The organism is Geobacillus jurassicus NBRC 107829, assembly GCF_001544315.1.
Lineage (GTDB): Bacteria > Bacillota > Bacilli > Bacillales > Anoxybacillaceae > Geobacillus > Geobacillus jurassicus.
Genome location: NZ_BCQG01000076.1, coordinates 1 through 12,548, shown reverse-complemented (window position 1 = coordinate 12,548; position 12,548 = coordinate 1). Strand labels below are relative to the sequence as shown.

Here is a 12,548-nt window from a genome sequence, read left to right as displayed (position 1 = left end):
CAGCGCTGCTGTACGTATTGACAGCATGGAATCGACTCTGTATACAATAATAAATATTAGTCATACTCATTTCGTCACGACGGAAACGAATCGGAGGAACAGCCATGTTTGTCGATCAAGTGAAAATTTATGTCAAAGGCGGGGACGGCGGAAACGGCATGGTCGCGTTCCGCCGGGAAAAATACGTTCCGAAAGGCGGGCCGGCCGGCGGGGACGGCGGCAAAGGCGGCGATGTTGTCTTTGTCGTTGATGAAGGGCTGCGCACGTTGATGGATTTCCGCTATCAACGTCACTTTAAAGCTCCGCGCGGCGAAAACGGCATGTCGAAAAACCAGCATGGCAAAAATGCGGAAGACTTGATTGTCAAAGTGCCGCCCGGCACGGTCGTCATCGACGCCGATACGAACGAAGTGCTTGCCGATTTGACCGAGGCGGGGCAGCGGTTTGTCGTCGCCAAAGGCGGGCGCGGCGGACGCGGCAACACCCGGTTTGCGACGGCGTCCAATCCAGCGCCGGAAATCGCTGAAAACGGCGAACCGGGCGAAGAGCGCAACATCATTTTAGAGCTGAAGCTGCTCGCTGACGTCGGTCTTGTCGGGTTTCCAAGCGTCGGCAAATCGACGCTGCTGTCGGTCGTCTCCGCGGCCCGGCCGAAAATCGCCGAGTACCATTTTACGACGCTCGTCCCGAACTTGGGCGTTGTGGAAACGGAAGACGGGCGCAGTTTTGTGATGGCCGACTTGCCGGGATTGATTGAAGGGGCCCATCAAGGAGTCGGGCTCGGGCATCAGTTTTTGCGCCATATCGAACGGACGCGCGTCATCGTCCATGTCATCGACATGGCGGCGGTCGAAGGGCGCGATCCGTACAACGATTATCTCGTCATCAATGAGGAGCTGAAGCAGTACAACTTGCGCCTGACGGAGCGGCCGCAAATCGTCGCCGCGAATAAAATGGACATGCCAAACGCCGAAGAAAACTTGCGCCGCTTCAAAGAGAAAGTCGGCGATGCCGTGCCGGTCTTTCCGATTTCCGCGGCGACAAGGAAAGGGGTGCGCGAGCTGTTGTTCGCCATCGCCGACTTGTTGGAAACAACGCCGGAATTCCCGCTTCATGAACGGGAAGAGCCGGCCGTGCAGCGCGTCGTGTACAAATACGAAAAAGAAGAGCCGCCGTTTACGATCGCCCGCGCCAGCGACGGAGCGTTCATTTTGTCGGGCGTCAAAATCGAAAAGCTGTTTAAAATGACGGATTTCTCGCGCGAAGAATCGGTGCGCCGCTTCGCCCGCCAGCTCCGGGCCATGGGGGTGGACGATGCGCTGCGCGAGCGCGGCGCGAAAGACGGCGATACGATCCGGCTGCTCGATTACGAGTTCGAGTTTGTCGACGACTGGGACGAATAGTCAAAGCGGGGGAAGGTGCGGTGGAGAAGAAATTTTATTTGGTGCGCGAAGACGTCCTGCCGGAAGCGATGAAGAAGGTTGTACTCGCCAAACAGCTGCTTGAGCGGAAAAAAGCCGCCTCGGTCGCCGAGGCGGCGCAGCTCGCCAACATCAGCCGCGGCGTGTTTTACAAATACCGCGACGCGATTTTCCCGTTTCAAGCGGTGACGAAAGAAAACATCGTCACGCTCTTTTTCCATTTGGAAGACCGCTCCGGAACGTTGTCGCAGCTGCTTGGCGTCGTGGCGGCGGCCGGCTGCAACGTACTGACGATCCATCAGACGATTCCGCTTCAAGGGCGGGCGAACGTGACGCTGTCGGTCAGCACGAACGATATGAATGAGGAAATCGATGAGCTCCTCGCTAAGCTCAGACAGCTTGAATTTGTCGAAAAAGTCGAAATCGTCGGCTCAGGAGTGTATTAAAGCAAGGGAGAGGCAAACGAGATGAAAATCGGCTATTTAGGACCGAAGGCGACGTTCACTGAGGCGGCGGCCGTTCTCCTTTTTCCGTCGCAGCCGCGGGAGCCGTATGACACGATTCCCGATTGCATTGACGCGGCGGCGGCCGGGGAGATCGAAGCAGCCGTCGTGCCGCTCGAGAACGCCTTGGAAGGATCGGTCAATTTAACACTGGACTATTTAATCCACGAACAGCCGCTGCCGATCATCGGCGAAATCGTCGTGCCGATCGAGCAGCATTTGCTGGTGCATCCGTATTATGCGCCGCATTGGCGCGAAGTGAAGGAAGTGTACTCCCACTCGCACGCCATCGCCCAATGCCGGAAGTTTTTGCATACAGTGCTGAAAGGGGCGAAGCAAGTGCCGATGACGTCAACGAGCGCCGCCGCGAAATTCGTGAGCGAGCATCCGCACTTGCCGGTGGCGGCGATCGCTAATCGGTTGGCTGCGAACGAATACGGCTTGACGATCGTGCAAGAAAACATTCACGATTACGATTACAACCACACGCGCTTTATCGTCGTCAGCCGGCGCAAGGAGCCGCTTTCGCCCGCATCGCCTCTTTATGCCGGCGACAAGACGACCGTGGTCGTCATGCTGCCGCAAGATCAGCCGGGCGCGCTTCATCAAGTGCTGTCCGCGTTTGCCTGGCGGCGGCTCAACTTGACGAAAATCGAATCGCGCCCGGCGAAAACGGGCCTTGGCAACTACTTTTTTATTATTGACATCGACGCCCCGATGGATGACGTCCTCATCCCGGGGGCGATCGCGGAAATTGAGGCGCTTGGCTGCACGGTGCAGCTGTTGGGCAGTTATCCATATTATTTTGCCTGATCAAGACGAAAACATGCGGACGGTGCATGGCCGTCCGCATTTCCCTTATCAGACGGTCCATCGCGCTGAGTTCCGCACGGAATCGCTGCCTAGCGGCAAGACAAGCCGTTTATGCTTCGATGAGAAATCCGGCTTGTTTCAAGGCGCGGCAGGCGGCGTCGAGCTTCTTGAGCGAATCGGCTTCAAGCGTATGCAAATGCGTACCGTCCGTCAGCTGCAGTAAATACGACGATTTCGTCGCTTCGATTTTGGCGATGAATTGGTCGACTTCCAAACGGTTGCTCACCATGATCGAGGCGGTTAAATCGCCGTAGACCGGATGCTCGATTTTGACGTCTTTGACCGTCACGCCGCAATCCACGAGCAAATACAACTCTTCTTTCGTCTGTTCTGGCGTATGGAAGCAGGCGACCGTCCTCGTGTACGTTTTTGCCGGTTCGGCCGGCTTTAAATACAAATAGCCTTGGCTTGTGGCGATGATTGGTTCGTTGCGCGCCTTTAACAGTGAAATGTCTTGGACGATCACTTGACGGCTGACGTTCGTTTTCGCTGCCAGCTCCGCTCCGGTGAGCGGCGTCTCGCTTTCTTTCAGCCATTGCAAAATGAGTTGGCGCCGCCTTTCCCCTAAAATTTTCTTTTCTTCTTTCACCTGCCATGCCTCCTTTCATGCCGATATAAGCCGTTCCAGGGTGGAAACGAACTGGTCGATCTCCGCTTCGGTCGTAGCTGCACCGAGAGAGACGCGGATGAACTGTTTCGCTTCTTCCGGCGTTTTTCCGACAGCAAGCATCGTCCGCGACGGCGCCTGCAGCCCTACTTGGCAGGCGCTTCCGGTGGAAATGGCGATGCCGGCGCGGTTGCATTCAAGCATCACAAGCTGCCCTTCGTACCCAGCGACGGACAAACCGATAATATGGGCAAGACGGAAATCGGGATGGCCTTCCACCGCCACCGGCAGCTGTTTGGCGGCGATGGCGTGAAGCAGCCGATTCCGCAGTCGTTCCAAACGCGACTGTTCGTCCGCCATTCGTCGATGGAGCTGCTGCGCGGCCGTAATGAAGGCGGCAATACCCGGTACGTTGACCGTTCCCGGCCGAAAACCTGATTCGTGCGTCGCTCCCGGGAATACCGGCTTCCAATGCCGGCGCGGGTTGATGTACACAGCGCCGACCCCTTTGGGGCCGTACACTTTATGGGCGGAAACGGATAGGCTGTCCAGTCCTATCTTTTGAACATCTAGCTGTATTTTAGCAAAAGTTTGCACGCAGTCGCTATGAAAAAGGACGCCGTGCGCCCGCAGGAGGCGGCCGATGTCGGCAAGCGGCTGAATCGTGCCGATTTCCGAGTTGGCGTGCTGGATGGAAGCAAGGATCGTCTTCGGGGTGATCGCCCGCTCCAAATCGGCAAGCCGAATGCGCCCGAATCGGTCGACGGGCAAATATGTCACCGCATACCCTTCCGTCTCGAGCTGCTTGAATAAGTGATGGAGCGAGGCGTGTTCGATTTCGGTCGTGATCAGGTGGTTTCCCTTATGCCGGTAGGCGGCAGCGAGCGAACGGATCGCGAGCACATTCGCTTCCGTTCCGCCGCTTGTGAAATAGATTCCTTCCGCTTCTCCGTTGATCATGGCGGCGAGTTCGCGCCGGCATATGGCAAGCAGTTGTTTCGCTTTCGTTCCGATGTCATGCAGACTGCTTTCGTTGCCAAAGTAAACGGACGCCGCTTCAGCGTAAGCGGCGATCGCCTCTTGGCACATTGGCGTCGTTGCCGCGTAATCCAAATAAATCATGTTCCCCCGCCTTTGCATCATTTTTTTCGCCAAACCTCTTGCCATTAGTTTAAATATGTGTAAATATAGATGTCAAGACAGATGAAAAGAAAGGGGCGTCCGAGAGTGAAGGAAGATGGCATTATTATCGTCGGCAGCGGACTGGCTGCTTTAACGGTCGCCTATCATTTGTCCCGGCACGAACATGTGATCATTTTCACGAAAAAACGCCGCATCGACAGCAATTCATGGCGGGCGCAAGGCGGGGTGGCGGCGGCGCTGGCAGAGAGCGACGATTGGCGCGCTCATTTCCGCGATACGATGGTCGCCGGCTGCTTTCATAACGATGAACGAATGGTCGAACGGCTCGTCCGCGAAGGGCCGAGGCGGCTGCAAGAATGGATCAACGCCGGCATGGCGTTTGATCGGGACGAACGCGGCCGGTTTTGTTTCGGCCTTGAAGGCGGGCATAGCCACCGCCGGATTTTGCACGCCGGCGGCGATCAAACGGGCAAAGCACTCGTTTCGTTTTTGCTTGAGCGGCTCGAGGGACGCGTATGGATGGAAGAAGGCGAGCAGGTGATTGATTTGCTTGTGGAAGAGGGGCGTTGCGTCGGGGTGAAAACGAAGCGGGAAGACGGTTCGGTGTCCATTTGGCCGGCGTCGGCCGTCGTGTTGGCGACCGGTGGATGCGCCGGATTGTATACGTTCACTTCCAATGCGCCGACGGCGACTGGCGACGGCATTGCCATGGCGTACCGCGCCGGTGCGGCGGTGGCGGATATGGAGTTTATCCAATTTCATCCGACGATGCTCGTTGCCGGCGGAAAAGCGGTCGGGCTCGTCTCGGAAGCGGTGCGCGGCGAAGGGGCGGTGCTTGAGACGGGAGACGGACGGGCGCTGATGGACGGCGTCCATCCGCTTCGCAACCTTGCGCCGCGCGACGTGGTCGCCCGCACGATCGCAGCGGAGCAAGACCGCGGCGGGCGCGTCTATTTAAATATTTCCCGCGTGCCCCACTTTCGCCGTCGCTTTCCGACGATCGCCGCACTATGCGAGGCCTATGGCGTCGACCTTGAAGCCGGCCTCCTTCCGGTCGCACCGGGCGCCCATTTTTTAATGGGCGGCGTTGTCGTCAACGAGTGGGGGCAGACGACTGTGCCGGGCTTGTATGCCGTCGGGGAAGCGGCGTGCACCGGCGTGCACGGCGCCAACCGGCTCGCGAGCAACTCGTTGCTTGAAGCGATTGTCTTTGGCGCCCGCGCGGCTTGCGCCATCAACCGCCGTGCGGCGTGGCCGGAAGCGATGCGGCAAGAGCCCTCTCCACGACCGCGCCGCTCGTTTGCGCCGCGGCTGCCGGGGCGGGCGTTGATTCGCGAACGGTTGTCAACGTTTGTCGGCATCGTCCGCGACGGAGCGCGGCTGCGCGAAGCAGTCGGCTGGTTGGAACAGTTTTCGCTGACGGATTGGCTCGATGGCGACCTCGAGCCGCTTTCGGTCGAGGACATTGAAACGGGGTATATGCTGCTGACGGGCTGGCTTGTCGCTTCATCAGCGCTTGGCCGCACGGAAAGCCGCGGCGGCCATTACCGGAGCGATTTTCCGCATGAACGCCCGGATTGGCGTGGGAGGCGCCTTGTGCGGACGAAAGAAGAGTGGGCCCATCTTTGGGTTCGTCGGTAAAGCGGAGGGATGAAAGATGAACCGATTGAAGCTTGAACAACTGTTGCGGCAGTTTTTTCTTGAAGATATTGGCGACGGCGATGTGACGAGCGAGACGATTTTTCCGGCTCATGAACGGGCATCAGGCATGTTTATTGCCAAAGCGGACGGGGTGGTGGCCGGCGTCGGCATCATTGCGGTGGGCTATCAGCTGCTCGATCCGCGCATCGAAGTAACGCTTGTGAAACGGGACGGCGAACGAATCCAAGCCGGCGAAACGATCGCCGCTGCCACTGGGCCGGTCGGGCCGCTCCTTTCCGGCGAGCGCGTGATTTTAAACTTGCTGCAGCGGTTAAGCGGCATTGCGACCGTGACGCGGCAAGCTGTCGACTTGCTCGGCGACAGCCACACGCGCATTTGCGACACGAGGAAAACGACGCCGGGGCTGCGCATGCTGGAAAAATATGCGGTCAGATGCGGCGGCGGCTACAATCACCGCTTTGGTTTGTACGACGGCGTCATGATTAAAGACAACCATATCGCCTTCTGCGGGTCGATCGCCCGCGCCGTCAAGACGGTGCGGGAGCGGCTTGGGCATATGGTGAAAATCGAAGTGGAGACGGAAACGGAAGCCGAAGTGCTCGAGGCGGTCGAAGCCGGGGCGGATGTCATTATGTTTGACAACCGGACGCCGGATGAAGTGCGGGCGTTCGTCCAGCTCGTGCCCAAGTCGATCATCACCGAAGCGTCAGGCGGCATCACACTCGCGAATGTAGCGGCGTACGGGGCGACCGGAGTCGACTACATTTCGCTCGGCTTTTTAACCCATTCCGCCCCGGCGCTCGATATCAGTTTCAATTTGCGATAACGGAGGGGAGAATGATGAACGTACTTGAACAGTTGAAACAGCTTGATGAGATGCCGGAATGGTATAAAACGATGGAACAAAGCGAGCTTGAAGCGCGGGCCCGCGCGGTGAAAGAGCGGCTCGGCCGGCGTCTTTTCATTCCGGGGCACCACTATCAAAAGGATGAAGTCATTCAGTTCGCCGATGCGACCGGTGATTCGCTTCAGCTTGCCCAACTGGCGGCAAAAAACAGCGAAGCTGAATATATTGTGTTTTGCGGCGTCCATTTTATGGCGGAAACCGCCGATATTTTAACGAGCGACGACCAAACGGTCATTTTGCCGGATTTGCGCGCCGGCTGTTCGATGGCCGATATGGCGGATATTTTTCAAGTCGAGCGGGCGTGGGCGGCGCTCATCGAGCGGTTTGGCGAGACGATCGTGCCGCTTGTGTACGTCAATTCAACCGCGGCGATTAAAGCGTTTGTCGGCCGCCACGGCGGGGCAACCGTCACGTCGTCGAATGCGAAAAAGATGATGGCTTGGGCGTTTTCGCAAAACGAACGGATTTTCTTTTTGCCTGATCAACATTTAGGGAGAAATACCGCTTATGCGCTTGGCGTCAGCCTTGACGAGATGGCGGTGTGGGATCCGCACGAAGAAACGCTCCACGGGGCGGGCGACCTCGATAAGGTGAAGGTGATTCTTTGGAAGGGCCATTGCTCCGTGCATGAAAACTTCACTGTTCGGCAAATCGAGCATATTCGACGGATGAAGCCGGGGATCAACGTCATCGTCCATCCGGAATGCAGCTGGGAAGTTGTCCAGCAAGCCGACTATGCCGGTTCGACGAAGTATATCATTGAGACGATCCGCAACGCTTCACCCGGCACTCAGTGGGCGATTGGAACGGAAATGAATTTGGTGAACCGGCTGAAGCACGAGCATCCGGACAAAGACATCGTTTCCCTCAACCCGTATATGTGCCCGTGTTTAACGATGAATCGAATCGATTTGCCGCATTTTGTTTGGGCGCTTGAGTCGCTTGAGCAGGGGGAGGTCGTCAACCGCATCACCGTTCCGAAAGACATTGCCGCAGAGGCAAAAGAGGCGCTCGGCCGCATGCTTTCGCTTGCTTAGCTTTTCCCTGGACCGACGAGGGGAATCTCGTTCGGCCAGGGATTTTTTTATCATAAATCAACGATCATCGTCATACATTGTGTTGAAAGACGATCATGGGAAACAAGCATCGGTTCGATCGAGCGCAAACAGTCTCGGTTTAGGAGGGGAACGGAGTGAAAATCCATATTGTCCAAAAGGGCGACACCCTTTGGAAAATCGCCCAAAAATATGGAGTGGATTTTGAACAATTGAAAAAAATAAATGGGCATTTGAGCGACCCGAATATGATTATGCCCGGAATGAAAATCAAAGTGCCGACAGCAGGGGTGCCGGTCAAAAAAGAGGCGAAGGCACCTGCGTCATCCAAAAAAATGCATGTAAAAGAGCATCCGTATGCGGAGGCGAAACCGTTCGTTTCGATCAACATCGATGCAGAACTCGATATGGCTGCTGCCCCTGCTTCGGAAAACGAAGCAGTGGTGAATGAAGCACCGAAAGCGCCGGAGAAGAAGGCGGAGAATATGCCAGTGAATGAAGCGCCGAATGTGTCCATCAATAAAGCACCAAATGTGTCCACCAATAAAGCGTCAAATGAGCTCATCAATGAAGCGCCAAAGGCACCGGCGGGCGAGGCGCTGAAAGCGGCGGTGAACAAAACGCCAAAAGCGCTGGTGAATGAAACGCCCAATACATCGGTAAACGAGGCGCCAAAGACAGTTGAGAAGGAAGCGCCAAAAGCAACGGCAAAAGAAGCGCCAAAAACGCCGAAAGCGGAGGCAAAAGAAGCGGCAAAAGCGAAAGGCGCCCCTGTGCCGCCGCTTGTGCATACGATTCCGCCGGTGGCCCCGCCTCCTCAGCTTTCGTTCGCTCAATCGCTGGCCAACGTGCCGCCGATTCCGCCGAAGCCAAGCAATATTTTGCCTGACATGACGAAAGAGGAAGAAAATGAAAGCCCAGTCGAATGGAAAGGGGAACCAGCAGATGAGAGCGAAGACGCGCCGCCGCTGCCGAACATTCCATACGTTCCTGTCGCCCCGCCGACGACCCTAGCATTTGGCGCTGATCAAGGATGTACGCCAGTGCCGCCAGTTTGGCCGGGGAGCGGATTTTACGCGCCGCCGCTGCCGGTCATGCCGCCGGCCTATCCGCCATCGCCTGCGCCGCCGGCCGCCGGGGAAAGCGGCGAAAGTCCGGAAAGCGGTCCAGCGCCGTTTCCCGGCATTAGCGAAAGCAGCAGCGAATCATTAGAGCCGCCGCTTCCTGGGCCTGGGGCTGCCGCCCCGTTTGCCCCGTCGGCGGGGGTCGTTTTCACCCCGCCTGGCGCTGCAACGCCAGTTTATACATCGCCTCCGGCGTACGCTTCGCCTGTTGGCTATCCGCCTTTTGGATATGCGCCAGCCTATGCGCCAGCCCCGTACTACGGAGGGTACGCCCTGCCGGCTCCATACGGATATGCGCCGCAGCCAGCGACACCGCCGCTTCCGTGGCCAGGCGTCGTTTACCCGACAAGCCCAGCGGGATATGCGCCGCCATCCTACCCACCATCGTCTGCCCCACCGGTTGCCGGCCCGCGTTTGTTTAGCGAACCGCCGGATGAGGAGAGCGGGCATGGCGAGGAACAATAACCAAGTGAAAAGAGACGCCGCCGGCCGTCTCTTTTTTCTTCTTGACCGTCAATATCGGCTTGTTATTCAACAAGTTGTGGCATTGAAACCGCATGTCTTAGTCATTGCCGCCCGGCAAGGAATGTTTGTCGCCAAGGCGTATCGCTTGCCTGTTGCGGCTGCGCGGCACGCCTGGCTTCTTGCCGCGTTAAGGAAGGCTGGTTTTTCTGCCGCGCCGACCCCTATGCCGATCGGGCTCGGAGGGGTGGTCGAAGCCGGCGGATGCTATTGGCTGCTGACGGAATATATGGCTGGAGCGCGTCCGCTCGCGTTTGCCGATCGTGCTGACGCCGACAGCGGACTTCGTTTGCTCGAGCGTTACCATGCGGCGACGGCACACATCGCCAGCAGCGAGCAGGAGGCGATATGGCTGCCGCGTGCGCAGCTGTATGACAAATGGCGGCGCCGCTATGAGGAGTTTTGCCGACATTTGCCTGTTATTGAAACGATCATGGACAAAGAAGACATTTTGTTTACGCTGCGCTGGGCGCATTACTGTCTATCAACGTGTCGCGAGCATGCTCCAAAGTTGGCGGCGGATCCTGCTGCCATCATTCATGGCGATGTCGCCCCCCATAATTTTTTGCGCACCGCAACTGGCCATATTTACCTAATCGACTATGACGCGGCCGCCCTTGCCTCGCCCGGGCTTGACTATTGCCAATACGCCAATCGCCTTTTGCCGCATATAGGCTGGTCGTATTCAACACTCGCCCGTTTCGCCCCGCTTCGCCGTTGGTTGGAAACACGCTGGTTTTTGCATGCGCTCTTATTTCCAGCTGATGTGTTTCGAGAATGGAGGTCAGCCGCTGCGCGCCGCCGCCCCCTTGTGTTCGACCGCCAGCGGAGAGAACGGTTTGTTCGCCGCCTTTATGCTATGTTACAATGAAAGGTGGAATCTTTGGAAAAAGGAGTCGAGGACGGATGCAAGAAAAAATTGACAAACTCGTGCAATGGCTGCGTGACCAAGTCTCATCAGCCGGTTTAAACGGGGCGGTCGTCGGCATCAGCGGCGGCATCGACTCGGCGGTCGTCGCCCATTTGATTAAGCGCGCCTTTCCGGATCACTCGCTTGGGCTCATCATGCCGTGCAAAAGCAATCCGAAAGATATGGAAGATGCGCTGAAAGTGGTGAAAAGCTGCGGCATCCGGCATTTGGTCATCGATTTGACCGAGGCGCACCGGACGTTGTTTGGCGCGGTCGAGGCCGAGCTGAAAGCCATCGGGGAGTGGAAGGAAGAGCGTGCGCGGCTTGGCGATGCAAATACAAGGGCGCGCTTGCGCATGACGACGTTGTATGCGGTCGCCAACAATTACGGCTATCTCGTCGTCGGCACGGACAACGCCGCCGAGTGGCATACCGGCTACTTTACGAAATACGGCGACGGAGGGGTCGATTTAGTGCCGCTCATTCACTTTACAAAAGGCGAAGTGCGCGAAATGGGCCGCCTGCTCGGCGTCCCGGAAGAAATCATCACAAAAGCGCCGAGCGCCGGATTATGGGAAGGGCAGACGGATGAAAGCGAAATGGGCACGACGTATGAAATGATCGATAAATATTTAAAAGGGGAAGACATTCCGGAACGCGATCGAAAAATTATTGAACAGCTTCATGAACGTTCGCATCATAAACGGCGGTTGGCGATCGCGCCGCCGAAGTTTTAGTCGCTCCTTGTTGGTGTGAACTGACAGCGATAAACCCCCCGCGTTTTCCGCAAGCTAAATGTAGGGCTGGCTTTACGCCAGGCCTTGGGCGAAGGAAACCAAGGGGGGTTTTTTCCATTGAGACACGCGGTCAAATGGATTGGTGTGCTGTCGGCCGCTGGCTTGCTCGCTTCGTGCGCCAACTACGGGGCGAATGACGAGGGAGCCCAGCGCTACAACGATGCGGCGAGACCGATCGGCTATTACTCGACGGAGCGTGGCGATGATTTCCGCTATGGCCGGTATGGGACGAATGCGCTCAATTATGACAACAACTATATATGGGCGCGCCGCGGACCGGTGACCGATTATTTGGCGGACGGCGGCCGCCTCGGCGGACCGGCGGCGACCCGTTTTGACACCGACGTTCCGGCTCTTCCGCCCGATGTCGATTTCGGCGATGGCGATTACAACTACCATGGGCATTTGCATTCGTTAAACGTCGACCCGCATCCGTCGTACTACCGAAGCTATGACGGCGGTTTGGCTGAAAAGCTCTCCCGCCGCGCCGCAGCGGTGAGCGGAGTCGACGACGCCCGCGCGGTCGTGTATAGCGGCCAGGCGCTCATCGCCATTGCAACGGACGACCGCCATCCGGAGCGGCTTGAGCGGCGCGTCGCGAAAGCGGTCGCTCCGTACGCTGACGGCAAGCGGGTGCGCGTCACATCCAATCCGAGCATGTATCACCGCATCCGCACGATTGACAACACGCTTCGCCGCGGCGCTCCGATCAACATGGAAGAAATCCGCCGCGATTTGCGCACCATTTTTATCGATGATACGATTCAAGAACGGCCGGAAAACAACCGGTGACAAAGGCGAGGAAGGTGTCCCAAAAGATGGGGCGCCTTCTTTAACGTAATTCCGAAAGAAGTCCCCCACTTCGAAACGAAGTGAAAGTGGGGGATGAATTTCACTTAGGCGCAGCCTAAGAAACCAATGAACCGTGGGGCACACGGGGATCGCTAGGTCCATTTCCTGCCATGAGATGGGATTATCCAAGAAGTCCCCACCTCTAAGCGTTAGCGTACCGCTTCCAGCTGGG

At 57.4% G+C, this 12,548-nt stretch carries 12 protein-coding genes; 10 read left to right on the top strand and 2 right to left on the bottom strand.

From position 1 onward, the window contains the following. Nucleotides 1-104: 104 nt before the first annotated feature. Genes obgE through pheA form a run of 3 tightly spaced genes read left to right on the top strand, consistent with a single transcriptional unit; the run spans nucleotide 105 to nucleotide 2,737 of the window. Complete coding sequence (obgE, locus tag GJ1_RS16165; RefSeq protein WP_066234648.1) at nucleotides 105-1,403, top strand: GTPase ObgE; 1,299 nt, start codon at nucleotides 105-107, stop codon at nucleotides 1,401-1,403. A gap of 20 nt (nucleotides 1,404-1,423) precedes the next feature. Then, nucleotides 1,424-1,867 carry a transcriptional regulator ThrR gene (gene thrR / locus GJ1_RS16160; protein ID WP_066234646.1) on the top strand — a complete coding sequence of 148 codons (444 nt, stop codon included), beginning with the start codon at nucleotides 1,424-1,426 and terminating at the stop codon, nucleotides 1,865-1,867. Nucleotides 1,868-1,888: 21 nt separating this feature from the next. Next, nucleotides 1,889-2,737 (top strand): prephenate dehydratase, encoded by an 849-nt coding sequence (gene pheA / locus GJ1_RS16155; protein ID WP_066234642.1) that lies wholly within the window; start codon nucleotides 1,889-1,891, stop codon nucleotides 2,735-2,737. A 109-nt stretch (nucleotides 2,738-2,846) separates the two neighbouring features. Here the strand turns inward: pheA and GJ1_RS16150 are convergent, their stop codons facing one another. After that, the gene (locus GJ1_RS16150) at nucleotides 2,847-3,386 is read right to left on the bottom strand and encodes a transcription repressor NadR (protein WP_066234640.1); all 540 of its coding nucleotides are present in this window, start codon (nucleotides 3,384-3,386) and stop codon (nucleotides 2,847-2,849) included. Nucleotides 3,387-3,401: 15 nt separating this feature from the next. Continuing rightward, complete coding sequence (locus GJ1_RS16145) at nucleotides 3,402-4,526, bottom strand: IscS subfamily cysteine desulfurase (RefSeq protein WP_066234638.1); 1,125 nt, start codon at nucleotides 4,524-4,526, stop codon at nucleotides 3,402-3,404. Nucleotides 4,527-4,595: 69 nt separating this feature from the next. On the opposite strand from GJ1_RS16145, the gene nadB reads away from it, so the two are divergent. From nadB to GJ1_RS16110, 7 genes are all read left to right on the top strand, one after another. Beyond that, nucleotides 4,596-6,188 carry an L-aspartate oxidase gene (nadB, locus tag GJ1_RS16140; protein WP_174520128.1) on the top strand — a complete coding sequence of 531 codons (1,593 nt, stop codon included), beginning with the start codon at nucleotides 4,596-4,598 and terminating at the stop codon, nucleotides 6,186-6,188. 16 nt (nucleotides 6,189-6,204) lie between these two features. Then, nucleotides 6,205-7,035, top strand: a complete 831-nt coding sequence (nadC, locus tag GJ1_RS16135) for a carboxylating nicotinate-nucleotide diphosphorylase (protein ID WP_066234632.1) — start codon at nucleotides 6,205-6,207, stop codon at nucleotides 7,033-7,035. 14 nt (nucleotides 7,036-7,049) lie between these two features. Continuing rightward, complete coding sequence (gene nadA, locus GJ1_RS16130; protein ID WP_066234630.1) at nucleotides 7,050-8,153, top strand: quinolinate synthase NadA; 1,104 nt, start codon at nucleotides 7,050-7,052, stop codon at nucleotides 8,151-8,153. Nucleotides 8,154-8,308: 155 nt separating this feature from the next. Beyond that, nucleotides 8,309-9,760: a SafA/ExsA family spore coat assembly protein gene (safA, locus tag GJ1_RS16125; protein ID WP_066234627.1), complete on the top strand. Its 1,452-nt coding sequence runs from the start codon at nucleotides 8,309-8,311 to the stop codon at nucleotides 9,758-9,760. Further along, a complete protein-coding gene (locus GJ1_RS16120; RefSeq protein ID WP_066234625.1) occupies nucleotides 9,744-10,688 on the top strand; it encodes a phosphotransferase in 945 nt (314 codons plus the stop codon). Before safA ends, GJ1_RS16120 begins: the two co-directional genes overlap by 17 nt. Nucleotides 10,689-10,723: 35 nt before the next feature. Beyond that, nucleotides 10,724-11,464, top strand: coding sequence for an NAD(+) synthase (gene nadE / locus GJ1_RS16115; RefSeq protein ID WP_066234623.1), 741 nt, complete (start codon nucleotides 10,724-10,726; stop codon nucleotides 11,462-11,464). 117 nt (nucleotides 11,465-11,581) lie between these two features. After that, nucleotides 11,582-12,316 carry a YhcN/YlaJ family sporulation lipoprotein gene (locus tag GJ1_RS16110; protein ID WP_066234621.1) on the top strand — a complete coding sequence of 245 codons (735 nt, stop codon included), beginning with the start codon at nucleotides 11,582-11,584 and terminating at the stop codon, nucleotides 12,314-12,316. Nucleotides 12,317-12,548: the final 232 nt, after the last annotated feature.